Origin of the sequence: Kribbella sp. CA-293567 (assembly GCF_027627575.1) — a bacterium.
Taxonomy (GTDB): domain Bacteria; phylum Actinomycetota; class Actinomycetes; order Propionibacteriales; family Kribbellaceae; genus Kribbella.
In genome coordinates this window covers 3,921,845-3,945,526 of sequence record NZ_CP114065.1, presented here as the reverse complement: position 1 = coordinate 3,945,526, position 23,682 = coordinate 3,921,845, and the positions used below count along the sequence as shown (strand labels likewise).

General features: G+C 68.6%; 20 protein-coding genes and 2 pseudogenes. 9 read left to right on the top strand and 13 right to left on the bottom strand.

Annotated features, from left to right (window positions below):
- Nucleotides 1-54: 54 nt before the first annotated feature.
- Nucleotides 55-1,452 carry a dihydrolipoyl dehydrogenase gene (lpdA, locus tag OX958_RS18120; protein WP_270129923.1) on the bottom strand — a complete coding sequence of 466 codons (1,398 nt, stop codon included), beginning with the start codon at nt 1,450-1,452 and terminating at the stop codon, nt 55-57.
- Between the two features lie 146 nt (nt 1,453-1,598).
- On the opposite strand from lpdA, the gene OX958_RS18115 reads away from it, so the two are divergent.
- Complete coding sequence (locus OX958_RS18115; RefSeq protein WP_270129922.1) at nt 1,599-3,734, top strand: peptidoglycan DD-metalloendopeptidase family protein; 2,136 nt, start codon at nt 1,599-1,601, stop codon at nt 3,732-3,734.
- A 65-nt stretch (nt 3,735-3,799) separates the two neighbouring features.
- A complete protein-coding gene (locus OX958_RS18110; RefSeq protein ID WP_270129921.1) occupies nt 3,800-4,258 on the top strand; it encodes a PGPGW domain-containing protein in 459 nt (152 codons plus the stop codon).
- A 27-nt stretch (nt 4,259-4,285) separates the two neighbouring features.
- Here the strand turns inward: OX958_RS18110 and OX958_RS18105 are convergent, their stop codons facing one another.
- Complete coding sequence (locus OX958_RS18105; protein ID WP_270129920.1) at nt 4,286-5,428, bottom strand: aminotransferase class V-fold PLP-dependent enzyme; 1,143 nt, start codon at nt 5,426-5,428, stop codon at nt 4,286-4,288.
- 23 nt (nt 5,429-5,451) lie between these two features.
- Between OX958_RS18105 and OX958_RS18100 the strand changes: the two genes are divergently transcribed.
- On the top strand, nt 5,452-6,210 hold the full coding sequence (locus OX958_RS18100) for a glycerophosphodiester phosphodiesterase (protein ID WP_270129919.1): 759 nt from the start codon (nt 5,452-5,454) through the stop codon (nt 6,208-6,210).
- A 48-nt stretch (nt 6,211-6,258) separates the two neighbouring features.
- The gene (locus OX958_RS18095; protein WP_270129918.1) at nt 6,259-7,632 is read left to right on the top strand and encodes an MFS transporter; all 1,374 of its coding nucleotides are present in this window, start codon (nt 6,259-6,261) and stop codon (nt 7,630-7,632) included.
- A 15-nt stretch (nt 7,633-7,647) separates the two neighbouring features.
- On the opposite strand, the gene OX958_RS18090 is transcribed toward OX958_RS18095, so the two are convergent.
- The 8 genes from OX958_RS18090 to OX958_RS18055 all read right to left on the bottom strand — a co-directional run bounded on the left by OX958_RS18090 (nt 7,648) and on the right by OX958_RS18055 (nt 16,162).
- On the bottom strand, nt 7,648-9,066 hold the full coding sequence (locus tag OX958_RS18090) for a polysaccharide lyase 6 family protein (RefSeq protein WP_270129917.1): 1,419 nt from the start codon (nt 9,064-9,066) through the stop codon (nt 7,648-7,650).
- 11 nt (nt 9,067-9,077) lie between these two features.
- A complete protein-coding gene (locus tag OX958_RS18085; protein WP_270129916.1) occupies nt 9,078-9,935 on the bottom strand; it encodes an AraC family transcriptional regulator in 858 nt (285 codons plus the stop codon).
- Entirely contained in the window at nt 9,932-11,368 is a 1,437-nt protein-coding gene (locus tag OX958_RS18080) for a polysaccharide lyase 6 family protein (RefSeq protein ID WP_270129915.1), read from the bottom strand. The genes OX958_RS18085 and OX958_RS18080 overlap by 4 nt, the downstream gene beginning before the upstream one ends.
- Before the next feature lie 26 nt (nt 11,369-11,394).
- On the bottom strand, nt 11,395-12,666 hold the full coding sequence (locus OX958_RS18075) for an alpha-L-fucosidase (protein WP_270129914.1): 1,272 nt from the start codon (nt 12,664-12,666) through the stop codon (nt 11,395-11,397).
- A gap of 5 nt (nt 12,667-12,671) precedes the next feature.
- Nucleotides 12,672-13,538, bottom strand: a complete 867-nt coding sequence (locus OX958_RS18070) for a carbohydrate ABC transporter permease (RefSeq protein ID WP_270129913.1) — start codon at nt 13,536-13,538, stop codon at nt 12,672-12,674.
- Entirely contained in the window at nt 13,535-14,497 is a 963-nt protein-coding gene (locus tag OX958_RS18065; RefSeq protein ID WP_270129912.1) for a carbohydrate ABC transporter permease, read from the bottom strand. Before OX958_RS18065 ends, OX958_RS18070 begins: the two co-directional genes overlap by 4 nt.
- The gene (locus OX958_RS18060) at nt 14,494-15,819 is read right to left on the bottom strand and encodes a sugar ABC transporter substrate-binding protein (RefSeq protein WP_270129911.1); all 1,326 of its coding nucleotides are present in this window, start codon (nt 15,817-15,819) and stop codon (nt 14,494-14,496) included. Before OX958_RS18060 ends, OX958_RS18065 begins: the two co-directional genes overlap by 4 nt.
- Before the next feature lie 193 nt (nt 15,820-16,012).
- Entirely contained in the window at nt 16,013-16,162 is a 150-nt protein-coding gene (locus tag OX958_RS18055) for a hypothetical protein (protein ID WP_270129909.1), read from the bottom strand.
- A 197-nt stretch (nt 16,163-16,359) separates the two neighbouring features.
- On the opposite strand from OX958_RS18055, the gene nhaA reads away from it, so the two are divergent.
- On the top strand, nt 16,360-17,667 hold the full coding sequence (gene nhaA, locus OX958_RS18050; RefSeq protein ID WP_270129908.1) for a Na+/H+ antiporter NhaA: 1,308 nt from the start codon (nt 16,360-16,362) through the stop codon (nt 17,665-17,667).
- Nucleotides 17,668-17,669: 2 nt separating this feature from the next.
- Here the strand turns inward: nhaA and OX958_RS18045 are convergent, their stop codons facing one another.
- The 3 genes from OX958_RS18045 to OX958_RS18035 all read right to left on the bottom strand — a co-directional run bounded on the left by OX958_RS18045 (nt 17,670) and on the right by OX958_RS18035 (nt 20,930).
- Nucleotides 17,670-19,280 carry an ABC transporter permease gene (locus tag OX958_RS18045; protein WP_270129907.1) on the bottom strand — a complete coding sequence of 537 codons (1,611 nt, stop codon included), beginning with the start codon at nt 19,278-19,280 and terminating at the stop codon, nt 17,670-17,672.
- Nucleotides 19,277-20,185, bottom strand: a complete 909-nt coding sequence (locus OX958_RS18040; RefSeq protein ID WP_270129906.1) for an ABC transporter ATP-binding protein — start codon at nt 20,183-20,185, stop codon at nt 19,277-19,279. The genes OX958_RS18045 and OX958_RS18040 overlap by 4 nt, the downstream gene beginning before the upstream one ends.
- An 82-nt stretch (nt 20,186-20,267) precedes the next feature.
- Entirely contained in the window at nt 20,268-20,930 is a 663-nt protein-coding gene (locus tag OX958_RS18035) for a TetR/AcrR family transcriptional regulator (protein ID WP_270129905.1), read from the bottom strand.
- An 81-nt stretch (nt 20,931-21,011) separates the two neighbouring features.
- Here OX958_RS18035 and OX958_RS18030 point away from each other — a divergent pair, with 81 nt between their 5' ends.
- The 4 genes and pseudogenes from OX958_RS18030 (at nt 21,012) to OX958_RS18020 (ending at nt 23,027) form a co-directional block, all read left to right on the top strand.
- On the top strand, nt 21,012-21,566 hold the full coding sequence (locus OX958_RS18030; protein ID WP_270129904.1) for a TetR/AcrR family transcriptional regulator: 555 nt from the start codon (nt 21,012-21,014) through the stop codon (nt 21,564-21,566).
- Between the two features lie 49 nt (nt 21,567-21,615).
- Nucleotides 21,616-21,984, top strand: a pseudogene (locus OX958_RS35370) (ATP-binding cassette domain-containing protein); the annotation flags it as partial.
- Between the two features lie 3 nt (nt 21,985-21,987).
- Nucleotides 21,988-22,275, top strand: a pseudogene (locus OX958_RS35365) (ABC transporter ATP-binding protein); the annotation flags it as partial.
- A complete protein-coding gene (locus tag OX958_RS18020) occupies nt 22,272-23,027 on the top strand; it encodes an ABC transporter permease (RefSeq protein WP_270129902.1) in 756 nt (251 codons plus the stop codon). The pseudogene OX958_RS35365 and the gene OX958_RS18020, both read left to right, overlap by 4 nt.
- Nucleotides 23,028-23,682: the final 655 nt, after the last annotated feature.

Genomic DNA, 23,682 nt, shown 5'->3' with positions numbered 1-23,682 from the left:
AGGAGGCAGGTCAGGCGAATTTCCGCCTGCCCTGCCTCCTGGTGCCGTGATGGCTCAGAAGTTGATCATGTGCCCTTCGAGACCGTGGAAGGCCTCCTGCAACGCCTCGCTCAGGGTGGGGTGGGCGTGCACGTTGCGGGCCAGTTCCTTGGTGGTCAGGTCCCACTTCTGTGCCAGGGTCAGCTCGGGCAGCAGTTCGGTGACCTCGGGGCCGATCAGGTGCGCGCCGAGCAGTTCGCCGTACTTCGCGTCGGCGATCACCTTGACGAAACCGTTCGGGTCGCCCAGGCCGTGCGCCTTGCCGTTGGCGGTGAAGGGGAACTTCGCGACCTTCACGTCGTAGCCCTTCTCCCGGGCCTGCTCCTCGGTGTAGCCGAAGCTGGCGATCTGCGGCTGGCAGAAGGTCGCCCGCGGGATCATCACGTGGTCGAGCTCCATCGTCTCGACCCCGGCGATGGTCTCGGCCGCGATCACGGCCTGCGCCTCGGCGGCGTGGGCCAGCATCAGCTTCGCGTTCACGTCACCGATGGCGAAGATGTTCGGCACGTTGGTGCGCAGCACCCCGTCGGCCTCGATCGCGCCGCGTTCGGTCAGCTTGACGCCGATCTTGTCCAGTCCGTAGCCGTCGACGCGGGGCTGGAAGCCGATCGCCTGCATCACCTTGTCGGCCTCCAGCGTCTGCTGGTTGCCGTCCTTGCCGGTGACGGTGACCTTGACCTTCTCGCCGGAGTCGTCGATCGAGTCGACCCGGGTGGAGGTGAGTACGTCGACGCCGAGCTTCTTGTACGCCTTGGCGAGCTCCTTGGAGACCTCGACGTCCTCCAGCGGGACCATCCGGTCGAGGAACTCGACGATGGTCACCTTCACGCCGTAGTTCGACAGCACGTAGGCGAACTCGACGCCGATCGCGCCGGCACCGGCGATGATGATGCTGCCCGGCAGCTCCTCGGTGAGGATCTGCTCTTCGTAGGTGACGACCTTGTCACTCAGCTGGGTGCCCGGCAGCAGCTTGGTGGTCGCGCCGGTGGCGATGATGCAGTTGTCGAAGGTGACGGTTTCGGAGTTGCCGTCGTTCAGCGACACGTCCAGGGTGTTGGCGTCCACGAAGGAGCCCCACCCGTCGAACTCGGTGATGTTGTTCTTCTTCATCAGGAAGTGCACGCCCTTGACGCGGCCGTCGGCCACCTTCCGGCTGCGCTGCACCGCCGTCGGGAAGTCGAAGCTCACCTCCCCGCTGATCCCGAAGGTCTTCGCCTCCTTGCGGAAGATGTGCGCCAGCTCCGCGTTCCGCAGCAGCGCCTTGGACGGGATGCAGCCCACGTTCAGGCAGACACCGCCCCAGTACTTCTTCTCGATGATGGCGGTTTTGAGCCCGAGCTGGGCGGCGCGGATCGCCGCGACGTACCCACCCGGGCCGGCGCCGAGGACAACAACGTCAAAGTGCGAGGCCATGGCCGAAATCCTAGTCGCTGGCACCAGCCTTTCCCGCCCCGGGTTCCGTAAGGACCGTCGGGCGCCTACGCTGGGGCAGGCACGGGGGTGGTCCTCTTTCCGTGCGCGCGTGAGGCGCCCGTCGGTCGGGATTCGGTCACGAGGACATGGGGGGCTCGATGCTGGGCAACGGCCGCAGACTGCGCCTCGCCGCACTCGGCGCGGTAGTGGCAGTCCTCGCGTTGCCCACGTACGCCGCCTTCGCCGACCCGCCTCCGCCCCCGCCGGCCTCCGTGACGGACGTGAACCGGTCGCTCGAGCAGTTGCAGGCCGAGGCCGCGGCCATCCAGATCGACGTCGCCAAGGCCACGGTCGCCTACACCAACGCCCTGAAAGTCTCGCAGACCGCCGAGGTCGCCGCCAAGAAGGCGGAAGCGTTCGCGAACAGCACCCAGAACAAGTCGCAGGACGAGCGCCGTCGCCTCGGTCTGCTCACCGCGCAGGCCTACCAGCTGGGCATCCCGACGGTGCTGGGAACCGAGTCGATGCTGTGGTCGCTCGCGCCGATCGCCGACAACCTGCAGGAGATCGCCGACCGCCAGACCGCGATCAGGCAACTCGGCAGCACCCAGGTCGCGCAGTACAAGGCAGCCACGGCCGCCGAGTCGACAGCCGGTACTGCGACCGCCGACGCGGCGGCCAAGCGTGCTGCGGCCGACAAGGCGACGCAGACCGCCAACGAGCTCGGCAAGACGGTCCGCGAGAAGGCAGCCAGCGCGGCGATGGCCATGGAGGGCCAGCTGGCCGACCTGGCCGGCGCGACGCAACTTTCCAAACAACTCCAGGCCACGCGCAACCAGCAGGCCCAGGCCGGCTGGCAGACCTATCTGGCCGAGCTGACCGCCGCCAAGGTCAAGCCGCCGGCCGCCGCCACGATCAAGAACCCGTTCGACCTGCCGGCCGGGCTCGCGCAGTACAAGATCGCTGGTCAGCCTGTCCCGGGCACGGCCGCCATCGCCGCCGGAGGGCGAGCCCTCCGAGTCCTGCCGGCCGAGACGATCCGCGCGGTCAACCAAGCCTTCTCACTGATGGGCAAGCCGTACGGCGTAGGCGGCACCGGCCCGGACAAGTACGGCTGTCTCGGAGCGGCACGAGCCGCTTGGCAGCCCTACACGACCCTGGCGGGCCTCGCGACGTCGGTGTACAGCGGCTATCAGAAGGTCCCCAACGCGCTGGTTCAGCCGGGAGACATCCTGCTGATCGGCAGCCGCTCGGTCGGCCTCTTCCACGTGGGCATCGCCCTCGACAACGCCGAGATGATCGCCGCGGACGAGGCCAGAGGCTCAGTGGCCGTCAGCTCCATCCCCGACAGCCTGTACGCCGCCCTGCGGCCGACCCTCGGCAAGCCGGCCAAGGCGCAGGTCGCACCGGCCACCACCGCCAGCGCCGCGTCCTTCCGCTGCGGCAACACCGCCACCACCGTCGATGTCGGCACCGGCGCGTGGACCTGGCCGCTGGCCGAGGGCACCTACGAGATCGGTACTCCGTTCGGCCAGTCCGGCGCGCTGTGGTCCAGCGGCATCCACACCGGCCAGGACTTCCCCGCAGCCATGGGTACGCCGGTCCGCGCCGTCACCGCCGGCACCGTCCGGGTCGAGCACCCGGCCTGGGCGGGCAACCTGGTCCGCATCGACCACGGCAACGGGCTAGAGACGCTCTACGCGCACCTGAGCGCGGTCGACGTCGCCGACGGCGCTACCGTCACGGCAGGCCAGCGCATCGGGGCAGTCGGTTCGGAAGGCAACTCGACCGGCGCCCACCTGCACTTCGAGGTACGCCTCGGCGGAGACACGGTCAACCCGATGCCGTTCCTCGCGACCGGTGGCACGAGTGCCGGCTGGGGTGGCTACAGCAACGGTCTGATCCCGCAGTCGCAGCTGTGCGGTCTCGCCAACGGACACATGCTGCGGTGCGACGCCGCCACGGCGTACCAGCAACTCTCCACCGCGTACCGCCAGGCCTTCGGCAAGAGCCTGTGCATCACCGACTCCTACCGCTCCTACTCCTCGCAGGTCGGCCTGTACGGTCGCAAGCCGTCCCTGGCCGCTCTGCCCGGCACGTCGAACCACGGCTGGGGTGTGGCCGTCGACCTTTGTGGCGGCGTGGACAAGTTCGGTACGGCGCAGTACCGGTGGATGGTCGCGAACGCGGGCACCTACGGCTGGGTGAACCCCAGCTGGGCCAGGCAGGGCGGCAATCGCGAGGAGCCCTGGCACTGGGAGTTCGGGAACCCTCGCACCTAGTAGTCGGGCCGGAAACCACGGCAAACCTTCAGGGTTCCGGCCCACTCAGGACGTAGGCTGGGCCCGTGGCCGAGCAGACCAGTCCCGACCGCACGGACGACAACATCACGCTGGACGCCCAGGACGATCGCTGGGAGTGGCGGCGCAAGATCCGTGCGAATCCGCGCAAACACCTGATCTACCGGATCGGTGTCGGCGTCGTCGGCGGCATCCTGGTGATCGCCGCACCGCTGACCGGGTGGCTGCCCGGCCCGGGCGGCATTCCCTTATTCATCGCCGGTCTGGCGGTGCTGGCCAGCGAGTTCGAGTGGGCCCAGCGCCTGCTCTACCGGGTCAAGGACTGGGTCAAGACGTTCACCACCTGGACCGGCAAGCAGCCGGCCTGGCTCAAGGCACTCGGCACGCTGTTCCTGTTCCTGTGCGTGCTGGTGGGAATGTGGCTCTACATGGGCGTCCTGGGAGTGCCGGGCTGGCTGCCCGACTCGTGGGAGACGTTCCTCCACAAGCTCCCCCTGCTCGGCTGAGCCTGCCGAGGGCGGCGCCGGTCAGCACTAGAGCAGCGTGGGCAGCAGTTCGGCGAGCCGCCGGTAGTCCTGCGGGCTGTTGTAGGCGTGCGCCGAGAGCCGGACGAAGACGCGGGTGTCGAACGCCGTCAGGGTGATCTCCGCCTTGAGGTCACGCGACACCTTCGTCTTGAAGGCCTCCCCCGCCTCGGGTGACGGGATGCCGTCGAAGGGCAGCTCGACCAGGCGCATCGTGGCCGCGGGGTGCGCGACCTCGGCGACCGAGGTCCCGACCGCCTTGGCGACCACCCGGGCTCCTTCGTCGATCATCGCCGACAGCTCCGAGCGGCGGCGTGGCCACTCCAGTTCGGCCAGCACCCGCAGCGATTCCGGCGCGGCGATCCAGGGCGCGTAGTCGGCGGTGCCCTGCTGGTCGAACCGCTCCGGCAGCCGCTCGTCGTGCTCCGACCAGCTGACGATCAGCGGCAGCGTCGCGGTACGCCACTTCTCGGCCACCACGAAACCGGCGGTCGCGCGCGGCGCGGCCGGCCACTTGTGGAAGTTGCCGGTCCAGAAGTCGGCGCCGTCCTCGGCAGGAGCGTCCAGCAGCGCGGGCGCGTGGGCGCCGTCCACGATCGACGGGATCCCGCGCGACCGGCACAGGTCGGCGATCCGGCGGATCGGGAAGACCATCGCGGTCGCCGAGCTGATCTGGTCCACGACCAGCGCCGCGGTCCGGTCGTCCAGCGCCGCCTCCAGGGTGGCCAGAACCGAGTCGTCGTCGGCCTCGAGCGGGACGTCGACCATCACCACCTCGGCCTGGTTGGCCCGGGCGAACCGCTCGGCGGCGTACCGGACGGCGCCGTAGGCGTGGTTCGTCAGCACGATCCGGCTGCCGGGCGGGATCGGTACGGTGGCCAGCGCCGCGGTCACCCCCGCGCTCGCGTTGGAGACCAGCGCGAAACCGGCCGGGTCGGTCCGCAGAAAGGAGGCGAGCTCCAGCCGGCCGGCGGTCAGGCGCTCGGCGACCGAGCGGAACCAGCGCATCGGGTTGGCCTCGGTCTCGGCCCGGAGCGCGGCCAGCAACTCCTGCGTACGGCGCGGGACAGCGCCGTACGAGCCGTGGTTCAGGTGCAGCAGGTCAGGGTCGAGGGTCCACAGGTCGGGGCGGGGGCTGAGTACCGTCACCATCGCAACGGTACATACTTCTCGGCGTGTATCCCTACCTCGACCACGAGGGGCCGATCGCGATGGCCCACCGCGGCGGCGCTCTGCACCCGGCGAACCTCGGCTACGAGAACTCGATGCACGCCTTCGAGCACGCGGCCGGCCTCGGCTACCGCTACCTCGAGACCGACCTGCACGCCACCAGCGACGGCGTCGTCGTCGCTTTCCACGACCACCGGCTGGACCGCGTCACCGACCGGACCGGGGTGATCTCCGAGCTGCCCTGGTCGGAGGTGCGGCAGGCGCGGATCAACGGGCACGAGCCGATCCCGCTGCTGTCCGACGTGCTGGAGCGCTTCCCCGGCATCCGGCTCAACCTGGACATCAAGGCCGACAACGGCGTGCTGCCGGCCGCGAAGGTGCTGCGCGACCACGACGCGATCGACCGGGTCTGCGTCTCGTCGTTCTCCCAGGCCCGGGTCGAGCTGATCAGGCGGGAACTGGGCGAGCGGCTCGCCACCGGCTTCGGGCAGCGCGAGATCGCCCGGCTGCGCTTCGCGCCGTACCGGATGGCGTCGGCGGGCGCGTGCCTGCAGATCCCCGAGTACTACGGCCGCGTGCGCGTCCTGACCCCCGGGCTGCTGCGGCGCGCCCACGCACGCGGCAAGCAGGTGCACGTCTGGACCGTGGACGACCCGGCCACGATGCGGCGACTGCTCGACGCCGGCGTCGACGGACTGATCACCGACCGGACCGACCTGCTGCGCGACGTGCTGATCGAACGGGGCCAGTGGGTCACACCGTGACCACGATCAGGTGTCCGGCTCGACCTCACACCTGCCACACTCCTCCGCATGGGAATTCTCTCGGCTCCGGCAGGTGTCGACAAACGCGAGTACTGGGGCTTCAGCCTCTATGACTGGGCCAACTCCGGCTACGTGACCACGGTCGGCACGGTGCTGTTCGCGCCGTACCTGACCTCCGTGGCCGAAGAAGCCGCCTGCGGCCGGGTCGGTACCGCGGAGGACCCCTGTACGACGAACCTCCAGGTGCTCGGCCTCGGCATCGCCCCGGGCTCCCTGGCGTTCTACGTGGTCACGATCGCGACGCTGCTCTCCGCGCTGGTGCTGCCGATCGTCGGCGCCGTGGCCGACCGGTCGCCGCGCAAGAAACTCCTGATGTGCGGCTTCGCCTGGTCCGGCTCGCTGGCCGCCTGCTGCATGGTCTTCGTCGCCGACGGCCGCTGGGCACTCGGCGCGTTACTGCTGTTCCTCGGCAACCTGTGTCTCGGCTCGTCGATGGTCGTCTACGACTCGATCCTGGTCGACATCGCCGGGCCGGACGAGCGCGACGACGTGTCCTCCCGGGCCTGGGCCTTCGGCTACCTCGGCGGTTTCGTCCTGCTGGCGATCAACCTCGGTGTGGTCACCGGCCACGAGGCGCTCGGCCTCGACACCACCACCGCGGTGCGGCTCAGCCTGCTGAGCGCGGGACTGTGGTGGGGCCTGTTCACCCTGGTGCCGTTCTTCAAGCTACGGAACCGTCCACCGGCCAGCGTCGTACCGGTCGGTGACGGCAGCCTGGTCAAGCAGAGCTTCGGGCAGCTGTTCGCGACGCTGCGGCACTTGCGGACCTACCCGATGACGATGCTGTTCCTGGTCGCCTACCTGTTCTTCAACGACGGCATCCAGACCGTCATCTCGGTCTCGTCCACCTACGGCGAGAAGCAGCTCGGGTTCGAGACCCAGGTGCTGATCATGACCATCCTGCTGGTCCAGTTCATCGCGTTCTTCGGCGCGCTCGCCTTCGGCCGGTTCGCCCGCCGCTTCGGCACCAAGCGCACCATCATGGGCGGCCTGGTGGTCTGGATGCTGATCGTGGTCGCGGGCTTCCTGCTGCCGGCCCGGCAGATCGTCCCGTTCCTCGCGATGGGCGCCGCCATCGGGATCGTGCTCGGCGGCACCCAGGCGCTGTCCCGCTCGGCCTTCAGCCAGCTGATCCCGAAGGGGCGCGAAGCGGAGTACTTCAGCCTGTACCAGGCCGGAGAGCGCGGCACCTCGTGGCTCGGCACCCTCGTCTTCGGCCTGGTCCATCAGCTCACCGGCTCCTACCGTCCGGCGATCGTTGCTCTCGGCCTGTTCTTCGTGGTCGGTCTGGTGCTGCTCAGCCGCGTCGACATGCGTCGCGGGATCGCGGAGGCCGGCAACGCCCAGCCGACCCTGATCTGATCCCGGTCCGCGTTCCTAGGTCGCGTTCGGGCCGACGTCGGCCGCGGTGAGCGGGCGGCGTACGAGGGTGGCGGTCGAGTACTCGTCGGCGCCCACGTCGTACGGCGCTGTCCGGGGCTGGCCGTCGACATCGTCGGTGACGCGGGACGAGTGGTTCATGCTGGTCGCGTTGATCGCCGCGCTGCCGCTGCCGAGCCGGTACACGCCGTCCGTGCCAGCGGAGAGTTTCGGGTCGGCACGGGTGAAGCCACCGGACGGGATGTTGCCGTTGGACGCCGAGCCCCACAAGATGTTGCCCGACCAGGTGATTCCACCCAGGTACGGCATGTCGACCAGGTCGCCGCTGGAGCCGACCAGCAGGTTGTCCGAGATCCGGCAGGCCAGCGGAGCGAGCGCGCGCTGGCTCTCGCCGACGAGTCCCTTGCCGTTGTCGCGCAGCGTGTTGAGCACGATCGTCACCCGGTCGGGCGCGTCGTTGCCCTTGCGCGAGGTGCTCGACTCGCCGTCGAAGTGGTCCCGGACCGAACCGCTGCCGAGCACGATGCCGGCGTCGTCGACCCCGTCGACGTAGTTGTTCACGATCAGGTGGTCGTTGCCGTAGATCCGGATCCCGTTGCCGCCGGCCAGCAAGTGGTTGCCTTCGACCCGGTTGTTGTTGCCGTGCCGCAGCACGATGCCGCCGGTGGACGAACGCAGCGTGTTGTAGCGGACCGTGTTGCCGGACGACTTCACCGAGATGGCTTCGGGATCACCGTTCGCCCGCTCGAACAGGTTGTACTCGACCGTCGCGCCGGCGCTGCTCAACGCCCGGCCGCTGTCCCCGAGCCGGATCGGCTCACCACCGTTGTCACCGCCGAACGAGTGGTCCCGGAAGTGGTTTCGCAGGATGTGGGTCCGCTTCGCCATCACCGTGCTCGAAGGGCCGTCTATCACCAGGTAGCAGCCGGCCGTGGACTTGTCGTGGAAGACGTTGCGGTCGACCTTCACGTCGTCGCCGCGGACCACCAGCGAGTGGCTGGCAGCCGAGCCGAGCTGGAAGTCGTTGCGGGTGATCCGGATCCGGGTGCAGCTGGACGGCAGGTCGAACGAGCTGGTCTGCTGGAAGACGAACCCGGAGACCGTGACGTACGACGAGTTCGACATCACGAAACTCTTCGAACCGGTCAGTGTCACCCCGCCGCGGGTCTCGGCCTGGATGGTGATCGGCGCCGAGCTGGTGCCGTTGCGGCCGCTGACCGTGATCGCGGACGACACGGCGTACGTGCCGTTCGCGAGGGTGATCGTGGTGCCGGCCGTGGCGGAGTTGATGGCCGACTGGAGCTGGGAGATCGAGGTCACCAGGGCGGTCGTCTTCGCGACGGCCGTCCCGGGTCCGGCCAACTGCAGGGTGACGGCAGCGGCGCCGATGCTGCCGAGAAAGGTACGACGATCCATGACAAGTCTCCTCAACCGTTGGGGCGGTACAGCTTCCGGTACTCGCTCGGCGTCACCGAGCTGACTTGACGGAACACCTTGGAGAAGTACGACTGGTCCATCCCGACCTCCGCCGCGATCTCCTCCATCGGCCGGGTGGTGGACGCGAGCTCGCGCTGCGCCCACTCGATCCGGACCCGCTTGATGTACTGCTTGGGCGACAACCCGAACTCGGTCCGGAACCGCCGGACGAAGGTGGCCAGGTCCTGACCGAAGTGCGCGGCCAGTTCCTCCACGGTCAGCGGCGTCCCGAGGTTCTGCTGGATGTACTGCGCGACGCTCGACTCACTGGTCTGCTGGGTCGCGAGCCGCACCGAGCCGGGCGGCGCGCTGTCCAGGTAGTGCGCGAACAGCGCCGTGAGCGCCGACCGCAACCGCAACGGGGTCGCCAGACCGGGCGGATCGCGATCGGCCGCGCCGACCTGCTCGAACAGCGCGCCGGCCTCTTCTGGGGCCTTGCTCTTCACGATGTACGGCAGCGTCAGCACGTCGCCGATGTCACGGTCGCCGATCAGCGCCGAGAAGTGCAGCCAGTGCTTGCGGAACACGTTGTCGCTGATCGTCTCGTAGGAGATCGGCACCTCCGCCGGCAGGTAGCACAGGTCCCCGGGCTCGGGGTAGAGCTCCTCCTCCCCGACCACCAGCCGCCCCTCGCCTTCGAGGATCAGGTACAGCCGCGAGAACGGGTCGGGTTGCAGCGGCCGCGACCACTCCCGATGCACCCGGGTGATGCGCGCGGCGACCACCAGATCCAGCCGGAGCCGATCGAGTTGGGTGCGGATCAGTTCGTCCTCACGCCGGGTGGTGGCGGGAGCCTGGGTCCGGATCATCGGGCGTTCGGTCCGACGTCGGCAGGCGTCAGCGGGCTCAGTCCCGGGCGTCGTCGCGAGAACTCGTCGGCCCCCACGTCCACCCGCCCGGTACGACGGTCGCCGTCCAGGTCGCAGTCGACGTCCCGGTAGGACTGGCTGGCAGCGTTGATCGCCGGGCTGCCCGCGGTGAGCCGGCGGATACCGTCGGCCCCGGCGGCCAGTCTCGGGTCGACCCGTCTAAAGCCGCTGACCGGGGCGTTCCCGTCGGTCGCCGTACCCCAGTGGATGTTGCCGGCCCAGCTGATTCCGTCCTGGAAAGGCATGTTGACCAGTTGACCGGTGCTCGCCTGCAGGAGATTGTCAGTGATGGTGCACCCCAGCGGCGGCAGGGTCCGGTGGCTCTCACCGCTGATCGCGGTCTCGCAGTCCAGCACGGTGTTGAGCGCGAGCTGGACCCGGTCGGGCGCGTCGTTGCCGCGCCGCGACGCCGGGGTCTCGCCGGGGAAGTGATCGCGGACGTTGCCGCTGCCGAGCACGATCCCCGAGCCGGCCACCTGCTCGATGTAGTTGTTCACGATCCGGTGGTCGTCACCGTAGATCCGGATCCCGTTCCGGCCGGACAGCAGGTAGTTGCCCTCGACCCGGTTCGCGTTGCCGTGCCGCAGCACGATCCCGCCCAGGCTGTCGCGGATCGTGTTGTGCCGGATCACGTTGCCCGACGACTTCACCGAGATCGCCTCGGGGTCGCCGTTGGCGCGCTCGAACAGGTTGAACTCGACCACGGCACCGGCCGTCGACAGTGCCCGCGGGCTGACGCCGAGCCGGATCGGCTCACCGCCGTTGTCGCCGGGGAAGCTGTGGTCGCTGAAGTGGTTGCGGTAGACGTGGACGCCGGTGGCCATCGCGTCGGTGCCGGCGCCCTCGATGCCGAGGTAGATGCCCAGCGTGGTCTTGCCGTGGAAGGCGTTGTGGTCGACGGTCGAGTGGTCGGCCCGGACCATCAGCCAGTGCAGGCCCTCGACATCGGCCAGCTGGAAGTCGTTGCGGGTGAGGCGGATCCGCTTGCAGTCCGGCGGCACCTCCAGCGTGGTGCTCTGCCGGAACGCGAACCCGCTCAGAGTGAGGTCCGACGACCCGGTCAGGACGAAACTCTGCTCCCCGGTCAGCACCACTCCACCGGGGCACTCCGCCCGGACGGTGATCGGCCGGCTCGGCGTGCCGCGCTTGCCGGTGATCGCGATCGGCGTACCGGCCGGGACCGGGTAGTGGCCGTTGGCAACGGTGATCAGAGTGCCCGGGCCCGCGGTCGCGAGCGCACGCTGCAGCTCGTCGAGCGATCGGACGTACCGGCGGTCCAGGGAACGCGCGGAGGCGGGCAGTCCTGCGGTCAACGACACTCCAGCCAGTCCGGCAGCGACAGTGCCGGCGGTGATGAACTTGCGGCGGTTCATGAGTTCTCCAGTCGGGCGGATGCAGCTCAGGCGGATGGAGTCAGGAACAACTCGATGACGGGTACGGCGACCTCGGGGCGGCGTACCGGCAGTTGGAGGGTGAGCGTGCCGGGCGGCTGACCGCCCGGCTGGGTGTTCTCGTGCAACCGGCTCGGGTCGGGCTCGACCAACTGGATCTCCGAAGCGTCCGACAGCAGTTGCGCGTAGCCGACCCGGCCGGCGAGTCCGGGCAGATGCACGTGCTTGAACGGCCAGCTGAGCAGGTGCAGATAGAGCCGGTCACCGGCTTGGGTGTAGCGGCAGTCCGGTGGCGCGACGAACGCCGATGCGCCGCACCCCCGGATCGACCGCTCGTGCAGCCGCATCCACTCGCCGATCGCGGCGAGCGTGGCCTCGGCCGACGGATCGATTCGACCGCGTCCGTTCGGTCCCACGTTCAGCAGCAGATTGCCGTCCTTGGAGACACCGTCGATCAGCATCCGGATCAGCAGGTCCGGAGTCTTGTAGTCGAAGTTGTCCCGGTCGTAGCCCCAGCTCCCGTTGAGCGTCTGGCACGCTTCCCACGCGATCGGCCCGTCAGGGCCTGCCATCGGCCCGGCGGGCTGGTACTGCTCCGGCGTCACGAAGTCGCCGGGCAGCCCGGTCCGGTCGTTGACCAGGATGTCGGGCTGCAACTCGCGGACCATCGCGAGCAGCTCCGCGGCACCCCACTCCTCAGCGCCCTTGCCGCCCCAGGTGTGCGAGCGGCCGGCGTACGAGAAGTCGAAGAAGAGGTAGTCGATCTGGCCGAAGCCGGTCAGCAACTCCCTGACCTGACCGTGCAGATACTCCCGGTACTCCGCCAGGTCCCGACCGGCTGCCTGCGCCTTGTAGTTCTCGTCGTCGCGCTGCGGGTGCAGCCCGTCGACCGGGAACGACGGGTGGTGCCAGTCGATCAGCGAATGGTAGAAGCCGACGTTCAGCCCCTCGGCCCGGCACGCATCGACGAACGGCTGCAGCAGGTCCCGCCCGTACGGCGTGTTGGTCACCTTGTAGTCGGTCAACGCGCTGTCCCACAGGCAGAAACCGTCGTGGTGCTTGGTCGTCAGTACGACGTACCGCATGCCGGCGTTGCGTGCCGACCTGGCCCACTCACGCGGGTCGTAGAGATCCGGGTCGAAGTGCTCGAAGTACCGGGCGTACTGCTCGTCGGTCATCCGCTCGCGGTTCTTCACCCACTCGTGCCGGGCCGGCAGCGCGTAAAGACCCCAGTGGACGAACATGCCGAACCGGTCGTGCCGGAACCAGGCGTTGGACATCGCAATCAGCCTTTCAGGGCGCCGGCGGTCAGACCGCGGGCGAACGAGCGCTGGAAGAACAGGAACACCATCACCGACGGCAGCAGCGCGAGCAACGAGGCGGCCATCACCACGCCGGGCGTGACGACCGGGTCGATGCGCAGCGTCCGCAACGCCAGCGGCAGCGTGTACGAGTCGGAGTTGGTGGCCACCAGCAACGGCAGCAGGTACTGGTCCCAGATCATCGTGAAACCGAAGACACCGATCACGCCGAGGGCCGGCTTGCACAGCGGCAGGATGATCTGCGCGAAGATCCGGAACTCGCCGGCGCCGTCGATCCGGGCCGCCTCCTCGAGCTCCTTCGGGACGTCCTTCATGAACTCGGTCATCACCAGGATCGAGAACGCCCAGGCGCCCAGCGGCACGATCATGCCGGCCAGCGTGCCCATCAGGTTGAGGTGCACCAGCGGCAGGTCGGCCAGGACCAGCGTCAACGGCAGCGCCAGGATCTCCTCGGGCAGCATCATCGTGGCCAGGATGGCGACCATCACCAGCGTCATTCCGGGGAAGATCTTGCGGGCCAGGGCGTAGCCGGCAAGAACCGAGACGGCGACCTGGAGCAGCAGCCCGAAGCCGACCACGAAGAACGAGTTGAACAGGTACTTCAGCACTCCGTGGTCGAAGGCGATCCGGAAGTTGTCCAGCGTCGGGCTCTTCGGCACGATGCTCAGCTGGGTCGGGTCGGACACGTGGTTGAACGAGCTCACCAGCAGCGCCAGCAGCGGGCCGGCGAAGACCACGAACAGGCCGGCGTACACGACGAACTTCACGGCCTTGGCGACGGCGCCCTTGCTCTCGGTGAGACCGAGCGCGGTCTCGGTGGCGGCGCTCATACGGCCCTCCTCTTACGCAGCAACTGGACGCAGACGGTCAGGATCAGGGTGGCGACGAAGAGCAGGACGGCACCGGCCGACCCCACTCCCAGCCGGTTCTGTTCCAGCCCCAGTTTGTAGATCAGGGTCATCACGACCTCGGTCGAGCCGTTCGGCCCGCCGTTGGTGAGCAGGAAGACCTCGGTGAAGCTGCGGAACCCCCGGACGGCGGCCAGCACGAACAGGATCGCGAAAACCGGCCGCAGGCCAGGCAGCGTGACGTGCAGGATCCGCTGTTTGGTGGACGCACCGTCGACGGTGGCGGCCTCGTACAGGCCGCGGTCGATCCCGGCCAGTCCGGCCAGGAAGATCATCATGTCGTACGGCGCGCCGCGCCAGATGCCGGTGACCGCGATCGAGGCCAGCGAGGTGTCCGGGTCGTTGATGAACCCCGACGGGCCCAGCCCGATCAGGCCGATCACCTGGTTGAGCAGGCCGTCGCTGGTCGGGTGGTACATGATCCGCCACAGCTCGGCCACCACCGCGATCGGCACCACCACCGGCAGGAACGCGGCCGACCGGATGAAGGTCAGCTTGCGGGTCTGGCCCTCCACCAGCAGAGCCAGCCCGAAACCGAGCGCCATCGAGCCGAACGTCTGCCCGATCGCCAGCAGGATCGTGTTCCAGGTCGCGGACCGGAAGCCCTCCGACGACAGGATCTCGACGTAGTTCGCCGTACCGACCCAGGTGTTGCCGAGGTAGGGCCGGACCTCCTGCACCGACATCGAGACGGCCTGCGCCATCGGGATGAACTTGAAGTACACGAACAGGATCAGCGCGGGAGCCAGGAACAGCCACGGGATCCACCACTTGCCGCTGCGCTTGCGAGCCCCCGACCTGGCACCGCTCCCCCGCCGCCGCGCGCCCGAAGGCGGAGCGGCGGGTGGCGGGACCGGCGGCGCGGCTTCTTTCAGGCTCATGAGGCGGCGATTCCCTGCTGACCGAGCATCTCTCCCAGCTTGCCGTCGAGCTTGGTCAACTCGGCCGGGACGTCCAGGCCACAGTCGGCGATCAGGGCGTTGACCGTGTCGGCGGTCGCCTGCCGGATCGGCGTCCAGTTCGGGATGGACGGCGCGTACCGGCCGCTGTCGCGGTAGACGTCGGCGTACACCTTCCAGCGCGGGTCCTTGCGCACCGAGGTGACGTCGACGGTCTTGTTGACCGGCAACTGCACGTTGAAGGCCTTTTCGCCTTCCATACCGAGCTTCTGCGCCTCGGGTGAGATCACGTAGGACGCCCAGCTGTTCTGTCCGGCCTCGTTGGCCGACCCGGCCATCAGGTACGCGCTGCCGCCCTCGGCCAGCACGGTCGCGTCCTTGGCGCCGGCCGGAACGGGGACGACCTCGTACTTGTCCTTGCCGAGCGACTTGTCGAAGCGCGGCATCAGGTACGGACCGACGACGTACAGACCGGTCTTCCCGGCCTCGAAGGTCTCGTTGGTCGGCGGGGTGTCCATCGTCGCGGCACCGGGCTGGACGACCTTGCTGGTGCAGGCGAGATCGCGGAACCACTTGGTGGCCGCCACCGACTCCGGGGTCGACATCGCGGGCTTGTACTTGCCGTCGGCCTGCTTGGCGATGAAGTCGCCGCCGGCTCCCCAGAGGAAGTTCGAGAAGTACCAGGAGGCGTAGCCGCGTTTGGTCGAGCCCGGCACCGCCAGCCCGAACGTGTCGTTCTTGCCGTTGCCGTCGGGGTCCTGGGTGGTGAACGCCTTGGCCAGCGCGGTCAGCTCGTCCCACGTCTTCGGTACCGGCAGGCCGGTCTTGGCGCGCCAGTCCTTGCGGATCAGCAGCGCGCTCGCCTGGGCGGAGTACGGGACACCGTAGGTCTTGCCGTCACCGGCCTTGGCCACCGTCAGCGCGGACTCGATCAACTGGTCGCTGCCCTCGATCTTGCTCAGATCGACCTCACGGGCGATCCCCTGGCTGACCATCGTGCCGAGCTGGGACGAATCGTTCATCACGATGTCCGGCAGGTCCTTCTGCGCGGCGCGCTGCGACAACTTGGTCTCGAAGTCGTCGAAGATCGCGGTCACCTCGATCTGCTGGCCGGTCTTCGCCTCGAAGGCGGCGGCCAGCTTCTTCATCCCCTTCTCGCCGTCCCCACCCGGCGTGGTGCGGGTCCACAGCTCCAGCGGCGCCTTGGCGTCCTGCTCTACCTTCGGTGCCCCGGAGGTGCCGCAACCGGCCACCGCCAGCACCGCTCCCAGCCCCAGAGCAGCCCATCTCAACGACTTCGCCATGCCTTCTTCTCCTGTCGACGAAGAGGCGATTTGTACTTTTTGCGCCTCATTTCGTCGGAAGATAGCGCTTTCCAAGCGAGCCCGTCAATGATTCATCCGATCACCGGAGGTCACGATCCCGGCGATCAGGAGTGAGAGCGCGACCACGCCGCGCGCTACCGCGTGCGGTCGTCGAAGACCGGCTGCGGCGCTGTCAGGCCTGCTCGATACTGCTGACCAAGCCCAGAGCGAGGCCTCCGGCGATCAGGACGGCGCCGAGTACGACGCGGTACCGCAGTGCGTAGACCAACCCTGCGACGGTCAGGATCACGGCGAGAATCCAGAACAACAGGTCTGTGCGCATCGCGCGAATCTAGCGGCCGAAAACCGCGCCCGGAGCTTCTCTCACAGGCTTCTAACAGCGATCACGTCGCCGCGGTGGCATCCTGGCCGGCTGATTCACCTGTCCGAGGTGGGTACCGATCCACGGTAGGGTGGTCCACGGTGCGCCGGGAAGTCTGGTCGGCAGTGGTCCGACCGATCCCGAAAACAGGAGCTTCCATGGCCGACGAGCCGCGCCGTACGCCGACCTTGTTCTCTCGCGGTTCCTGGGGTGAGACGAGCCGCGTCGCCGACATCCTCCGCAAGGAGACGATCGGCGGGGCGTTGCTGCTCGCCGGGGCGGTGGCCGCCATGGTGTGGGCCAACTCCCCCTGGGCCGATTCCTACGAAGCGCTCCGGGCCTGGAAGATCGGCCCGCACGCGCTGCACCTGGATCTGAGCCTGGCCACGTGGGCCGCGGACGGTCTGCTCGCGATCTTCTTCTTCGTCGCGGGGCTGGAGCTCAAACGGGAGTTCGTCGCCGGTGACCTCCGGACTCCGCAGCGCGCCGCAGTACCGATCGCGGCGGCCTGCGGTGGTGTCCTGGTTCCCGCGCTTCTCTACACCGTGGTGAACCTGCAGGACGGTGGCGCGACCCGGGGATGGGCGATCCCGACCGCGACGGACATCGCCTTCGCCCTGGCGGTCCTCGCGATCATCGGACGCAGTCTCCCGTCGGCCCTGCGAACCTTCCTGCTGACCCTCGCGGTCGTCGACGACCTGCTGGCCATCGTCATCATCGCGATCTTCTACACAGCCCAGCTCTCGGTCGGACCGTTGCTGCTGGCCCTGATCCCGCTCGGACTGTTCACCTTCCTGGTGCAACGCCGCGTGCGTTCCTGGTGGCTGCTGCTCCCCCTCGCAGCCGCGACCTGGGCGCTCGTCCACGCTTCCGGGATCCACGCGACCGTGGCCGGCGTCCTGCTCGGCTTCGCGGTGCCCGTGATCCGCAGCCGGGCCGCGGGTGGACCGGACGCCGGACCTGGGCTGGCAGAGCATTTCGAGCACCGGTTCCGGCCGCTGTCGGCCGGCCTGGCCGTCCCCGTCTTCGCCTTCTTCTCGGCCGGTGTGGCGATCAGCGGCGCGGGCGGCGGCCTCGGCGCCGTCTGGTCCGATCCGGTCGCGATCGGGATCGTCGTCGGCCTGGTGCTCGGCAAGCCGATCGGGATCCTCAGCGCCACCTGGCTGGTGGCCCGTTTCACCCGCGCCCGCCTGGACCCCGACCTGGCCTGGGTCGACGTCTTCGGCCTATCGATTTTGGGCGGTATCGGCTTCACCGTGTCGCTGCTGATCGGCGAGCTCGCCTTCGGTTCCGGCAGCGGGCGCGACGATCACGTCAAGGTCGCCGTACTGGCCGCCTCCGTCCTCGCCGCGCTCCTGGCCTGCGTCGTACTGCGGCTGCGCAACGGCGTCTACCGCCGCATCCACGCGGCAGAGACGTCCGACCGCGACAGTGACGGCATCCCGGACGCCTGGGACCGCGACTGAGCTCAGCCGAGGTCGAGATCGCGATGCCGGAACACCGCCCTGCCCACACCGGCCAGGCTGACGGCGATCACCACCAGCGCGATCAGCGGTAACACCTCGAGCTGGGCCAGCGGCATCACCGTCAGGTGGGCGAACGGGGAGATCTCGGCGACGACGTCGGGCAGATCCAGCAGGGCACCGAACATGCCGAAGAAGAAGGCATAGCCGACCAGTAGCCACGCCCCGACGGACCAACCGGACCGGATTCCGAAGAGTGCGGCGGCGACGCCGACCACCACGAGCACCGGGGGCAGGAAGGCAAGCGTGGCAACCGTCACCTCGCCGACGACGGAGGCTCCGGCATCGCCGCTGAGGGCGCCCAGTCCGATACCGAGTCCACTCACCGTCAGCAGGAAAGCGGACGCCAGGACGGTGAACGCCAGCCAGGACGAGATCCACCGGCTCCGGCTCACCGCTGTGGCGAGGACGGCTTCGGTATGCCCGCTGCGTTCCTCGGCGCGCAGCCGGAGTACCGACGTCACCCCGAAAGCGGCGACCAGCAGGGCGAGGAACAACGCCATGGTCGCGAAGAAGCCGTCCGTCGGGTCCTGGCCGGTGGCAGCGAACATCTCGCCCATCGCAGGGTTCTCGGCCACCGCTTCGGTGACCGAGTCGCTCAGCGATCCGCTGGCGACCGCGAAGACGAACAGCCCGGCCGCCCAGCCGGCGACGGAGGCGCGCTGCTGGCGAAACGCCAGGCCGAACGGCGTCGACAACGACGGCGACGCCTCCGCCCGGCCGAGTCGCGCCGGCATCAGGCCCGCACCGACATCACGCCGGCCGGCGAGCGCATAGGCGACCGCGACAGCACCCAGGACCAGCGCACTCGACAGCAGTAGCGGCCACCAGCGCAGATCGACGAACGGACGCAACTGCTGGCCCCAGGCCAGCGGCGAGAACCAGGACACAACGCTGCCGCCGGGCTCCGCGGCATCGCCGATCGCGCGCAGCAGGAACGCGGCACCGACAACGGCCATCGCCAGGCCGGACGCCGATCGAGCGTGCTCGGTCAGTTGAGCCGTGACGGTCGCGACGCCCGCAAAAACCAGGCCTGTGGTCCCGATGCCCACACCGACCGCGAGTGAGTCCGCGACCGCGAGGTCTCCGCTCGTCATCGCCAACGCGGTCACCACCGCCACGCCGGTGTTGGCGATCAAGGCGACGACGAGCGCGGCCACCGGGGCGGCATACCGCCCCACCACGGCCGACCGGATCAACTCGGCCCGGCCGGTCTCCTCCTCGGCGCGGGTGTGCCGGACGATCAGGAAGATGCTCATCATCGCGGCCGGTACCGTCAGCCACAGCACCATCTCGTTGCTGATCATGGCGCCGAGGGTGTAGTCGTCGAGACCGTAGCCGGGGCCGGACATCATCGTCGCGGCGGGCGAGCTCATCAGGTCGGCCCGCACCTGGCGTTCCTCGGGTGTCGAGTAGACGGTGGGCAGCGCGGACACGGCGTACAGCATGCCCAGGCCGATCCCGAAGACCCAGAAGGGCAGCTTGACCCGGTCCCTGCGGAGCGCGAAGCGGACCAGGTCGCCGGTGGCGGTGAAGTTCCCCCGGTGAGTTGTCATGCGGACACCTGCTCGGAAACCAGTTGGTCGCCGTACTGACGCAGGAACAGTTGTTCCAGAGAGGGCGGCGCGCTGGTGAGCGTTCGGACGCCGAGGGGCGCGAGAGCCTGGACAACAGCGGCCAGCTGATCGTGGTCGACGTCGAACGTCACGGTGCCCTGGTCGGCGACGAAGTCGTGAACACCCGGCAGGTCGGCCAGCCGCCCAGGCGGAGCGGTGAGCGAGGCCGTTATGGTCGTGCGGGTCAGGTGGCGCAGTTCGGCGAGAGTGCCCGACTGGACCGTACGGCCGGCCCGGACGATCGTCACGCTGTCGCAGAGTTTCTCCACCTCCGCCAGGATGTGACTGGACAGCAGCACCGACCGGCCGGCTGCCTTGGCTTCCGCGATGCAGTCCTGGAAGACGGTCTCCATCAGCGGATCGAGGCCCGACGTCGGCTCGTCCAGGACGAGCAGTTCGACATCGGCCGCCAGGGCCGCGACCAGCGCGACCTTCTGCCGGTTCCCCTTGCTGTACGTGCGGCCTTTCTTGGTCGGATCGAGCTCGAACCGGTCGAGCAACTCCGCCTTGCGGGTCTTGTCCGCGCCGCCGCGGAGGCGGCAGAGCAGGTCTATGGCCTCTCCCCCGGTCAGGTTCGGCCACAGGCTGACGTCTCCCGGCACGTACGCCAGGCGGCGGTGCAGCTCGACCGCGTCCTTCCAGGGGTGACCGCCGAGGACTTCCACCGATCCCGAGTCGGGTCGCAGGAGGCCCAGCAGGACCCGGATCGTGGTCGACTTCCCGGCGCCGTTGGGGCCGAGGAAGCCCGTCACCTGACCGGTCTGCACGGAGAGGTCGAGGCCGTCGAGGGCCCGCACCTGACCGAAGGACTTGTGGAGTTGGCGGATCTTCAGGGCAGCGCTCATCGCTGATCCTCATTCTGGTGTTCCGGAGGTTCCCGGGTGATGTCGTCTGGTTCGGGCGCCCGTGGAAGGGGGCGCGTCTCCGCTACGGAACGGCGGGGTCGCCGGGCGGATCGGGGACGTGCATCAGGTAGGCGTCCAGCATCGTGCGGTCGACGAACAGTCCCTGGGTGAACAGTTCGAGCGCGGGCAGGGTGATCTGGTCGGAGATCTCGCGCAGCGCGGACCGGAAGTCGTCGACCGTCACCATCTCCGGGTGCAGCGAGATCCACAGCATCAGCGACCCCATCCCCTGGAAGGTCAGGTAGCGCGCCCGTCCCACCGGGTCTCTGCTCGGCCGGATGGTGCCCGCCTCCACTCCCGCCGCCAGGTACGCCTCGGCGTCGCGAATCATCTGCGCCACGAAGTCTGTCGCGAGCTGACCGCCGGCCTGGAGACTGCGTACGGCGTACAGGGCCAACGGGCCGTACTGCTCGATCTCGGCCAGTTGCGCGAGCATCCCGGTCGCGGTTCCGGACGTCGCCGTCCGAATTTTCTCGGCCCGAATCACGCCGAGGACGTAGGCATCGCACTCGCGGCGCAAACCCTCCTTGGAGCCGAAGTGATGGATGACCAGGCCGGCCGTCACTCCCGCATCCGTGGCGATCGTCCGCAGGCCGGCGGAGAAGCCGTCGCGGCCGAAGCGTGCGACGGCGGCCTCGCGGATGCGCTCCCGGGTCGGCAGCACGGTGTCCTCGGTTGAACGCATGTTCAAAGACTAAACAGGTGTTCAATCCATGGCAAGGGGTAAGGCCTGGCGGTTTGGAATGTTAGTGGCTAACATTCTGGGATGGTCTCGAAGACCGAGAAGACTCGGGAACGGCTACTGAAGGCATCGCTGGAACTGTTCGCCGTCCATGGGTACGACGCGACCAGCGTGAGCCAGATCGCCGGGCGGGCCGGGGTCACCGAGATGACCTTCTTCCGGCACTTCCCGACCAAGGCCAGCTTGCTGGTCGACGATCCGTACGACCCGCTCATCGGCGCCGGGATTCGGGAGCAGCCGGTGGATCTCGATCCGATCAGCCGGATCACCCGCGGGATCCGCTCAGCGTGGCGGCAACTGCCGGCGCCCGCGACCGCCGACGTACGGGAACGGCTCCGGATCGTCGCCAAGACCCCCGCTCTGCGAGCCGGCCTGGCAGGCGGGACGGCCGCCACCGAGGCCGTCATCGCCGAAGCGCTGGTCGAGGGCGGCACGGGCCACCGCGAGGCGGCGATTGCTGCGAGCGCTGTGATGGCCGCCCTCAACACGGCGTTGCTCGAGTGGAGCCTGACCGAGGACGAAGACCTCGGTCGCGCGATCGACTCGGCGCTCGGCGTACTGGAGGACCGCCATGGCTGAGTACGCGATGGAGGCGCGCGGCCTGGTCAGGATCTTCGACGACGGAACTGGAGTCGCCGCCGTGGACCTCACCGTCGCGCCCGGTGAGATCCACGCGCTGGTCGGGTTGAACGGCGCCGGCAAGTCGACGCTCATGCGCCTCCTGCTGGGAATGCTCGCTCCCACCGCGGGCATGGTCAGGGTCGGTGGACGCGACCTGCGGCAGACGGACTGGGCGGCAGTCGGTCATCTCGTCGAGTACCCATTGGCCTACCGGGAACTCACCTGCCGCCAGAACCTCGTGCTCAGCGCACGTCTGCACCGGGTCCCGGCATCACGCATCACCAGTACGGTCGAGTCGGCGCTGAGCGAACTCCGGCTGACGCAGTACGCCGATCGCAGAGCAGGCAAACTCTCGCTCGGCAACCGACAACGCCTCGGTCTCGCGGCCGCGCTGCAACACGATTCGCGGCTGATCGTGCTGGACGAGCCTACGAACTCCCTCGACCCAGCCGGCGTGATCCTCCTTCGCGAGGCGATCACCCGGCGGGCCGCGGCGGGAGCGGGTGTCCTGGTTAGCAGCCACCATCTCGACGAGGTGGCCCGGATCGCCGACCGCATCTCGGTGCTGAACGCCGGCCGGATCATCGGCTCCCTCGATCCCCACGGCGTCGACATCGAGCGCTCGTTCTTCGCCCTCGTCCTGGCCGACGACGCGGTCGACTCATGATCGCGGCGCTCGCGACGGAGTACACGAAACTCGTGCACGCCAGCGTCGTCCGCGCGACCACAGTCATCCTGGTGCTCGGCATCGGCCTGATCTGCTCGACGATGCTACTGGCCACCAACACCGAAGATCCCCAACTCGCCGCCAAGCTCGGCGCCCTCATCGACCCGGGCGGCTGGGCCGGCTACCTCACCACAGCCGCCCAGGTAACCGGAGCCGGCGGCCTGCTCGGCACCGGCGTCGTACTGAGCTGGATCTTCGGCCGCGAGTTCACCGAAGGCACGATCACCGGACTCTTCGCCATCCCCGTCCGGCGCACCACGATCGCCACCGCCAAACTGCTCGTCTACTTCACCTGGTCCGTCGCAACCAGCACCGCCCTGCTCACTGCCCTACTCATCCTCGGCCTGCTCTTCGGCCTAGGCCCCATCCCCGCAGAGGCCCTCCCCGCAATCGGCCGCCAATTCGCCCTGACCGTCCTCACAGCAGCTATCGCCATCCCAGCCGCATGGGCCGCCACGCTCGGCCGCTCCATCCTCGCCGGCATCGGCACAACGGTCGGAATCCTGATCCTGTCGCAGCTCACCGTCATAACTGGCGCAGGAGCGTGGACCCCGTTCGCGGCCCCCGCCCTCTGGGCAATCAGCGCCGGGACAGAGGTGTCAAACCTCCAACTCGCCCTGATCGCACCCACTGTGCTCGCGGTCGCAGGGTTGACCGCACACACCTGGCACCGCCTCCAACTCAACCGCTGACCAGTCGCGAGATCGCTACCACCGGGCTCCTGACCTGAGCACCGACTGCGAGCCGTCCCGCGCTGCCTAGCCACAGCGAGCCGCGACGGAGGAGCGGCGGACTTGGGTGGGTGGGAGCGCCGACGAAGGAGGTGCGTGGGTGCCTGAACCTGAGCCGAGGCGCCAACATCAAACTCGGTCTTGGTAGTTCCTACTATCTGTCCGCATGCCTGAGATCGCGCGGGATATGACCAGCCGCTGCATCTCCGGGGCACCCCTTGAAGATGGTGGTGTAGTTCTTCTCCCGTTGGGCGGGCCATTGCTGATGGAATGTCGAAAGCACACTCTGACCTGCGATTTGTGTGTCACCACCGCTCGATCATGACCATCGTTCGCCAGCCTCCCCCGGAGCTGTGATGGAGTTGAAGTTGCATGCGGCTCACTCCCCCGAGGCTCGCAGTTCACCATGGCGGCGGCGAGGTCGCTAGACGGACGGTCGTGTGGGCCCAACGCGGGTTCTCGGAGCGGCGTCGATGCGGTGTACCCGGCCGCGTGTCAAACGCCTCTCCGACCGAGGGCCCCGGATCCATCCCGGCGCCGAGGAGCCGACCGTTCCACTGCGCGACGCGCAGGAATCCCAAGTCAAGGCGACCCCAAGAAATCAGGAGCACCACTA

Bases quoted from the DNA above. Each gene is read 5' to 3' on its own strand.
- lpdA (WP_270129923.1), bottom strand. From the start codon at position 1,452: ATGGCCTCGCACTTTGACGTTGTTGTCCTCGGCGCCGGCCCGGGTGGG.
- OX958_RS18115 (WP_270129922.1), top strand. From the start codon at position 1,599: ATGGGGGGCTCGATGCTGGGCAACGGCCGCAGACTGCGCCTCGCCGCA.
- OX958_RS18105 (WP_270129920.1), bottom strand. From the start codon at position 5,428: ATGGTGACGGTACTCAGCCCCCGCCCCGACCTGTGGACCCTCGACCCT.
- OX958_RS18095 (WP_270129918.1), top strand. From the start codon at position 6,259: ATGGGAATTCTCTCGGCTCCGGCAGGTGTCGACAAACGCGAGTACTGG.
- OX958_RS18090 (WP_270129917.1), bottom strand. From the start codon at position 9,066: ATGGATCGTCGTACCTTTCTCGGCAGCATCGGCGCCGCTGCCGTCACC.
- OX958_RS18085 (WP_270129916.1), bottom strand. From the start codon at position 9,935: ATGATCCGGACCCAGGCTCCCGCCACCACCCGGCGTGAGGACGAACTG.
- OX958_RS18080 (WP_270129915.1), bottom strand. From the start codon at position 11,368: ATGAACCGCCGCAAGTTCATCACCGCCGGCACTGTCGCTGCCGGACTG.
- OX958_RS18075 (WP_270129914.1), bottom strand. From the start codon at position 12,666: ATGTCCAACGCCTGGTTCCGGCACGACCGGTTCGGCATGTTCGTCCAC.
- OX958_RS18070 (WP_270129913.1), bottom strand. From the start codon at position 13,538: ATGAGCGCCGCCACCGAGACCGCGCTCGGTCTCACCGAGAGCAAGGGC.
- OX958_RS18065 (WP_270129912.1), bottom strand. From the start codon at position 14,497: ATGAGCCTGAAAGAAGCCGCGCCGCCGGTCCCGCCACCCGCCGCTCCG.
- OX958_RS18060 (WP_270129911.1), bottom strand. From the start codon at position 15,819: ATGGCGAAGTCGTTGAGATGGGCTGCTCTGGGGCTGGGAGCGGTGCTG.
- OX958_RS18055 (WP_270129909.1), bottom strand. From the start codon at position 16,162: ATGCGCACAGACCTGTTGTTCTGGATTCTCGCCGTGATCCTGACCGTC.
- nhaA (WP_270129908.1), top strand. From the start codon at position 16,360: ATGGCCGACGAGCCGCGCCGTACGCCGACCTTGTTCTCTCGCGGTTCC.
- OX958_RS18045 (WP_270129907.1), bottom strand. From the start codon at position 19,280: ATGACAACTCACCGGGGGAACTTCACCGCCACCGGCGACCTGGTCCGC.
- OX958_RS18040 (WP_270129906.1), bottom strand. From the start codon at position 20,185: ATGAGCGCTGCCCTGAAGATCCGCCAACTCCACAAGTCCTTCGGTCAG.
- OX958_RS18035 (WP_270129905.1), bottom strand. From the start codon at position 20,930: ATGCGTTCAACCGAGGACACCGTGCTGCCGACCCGGGAGCGCATCCGC.
- OX958_RS18030 (WP_270129904.1), top strand. From the start codon at position 21,012: ATGGTCTCGAAGACCGAGAAGACTCGGGAACGGCTACTGAAGGCATCG.
- OX958_RS18020 (WP_270129902.1), top strand. From the start codon at position 22,272: ATGATCGCGGCGCTCGCGACGGAGTACACGAAACTCGTGCACGCCAGC.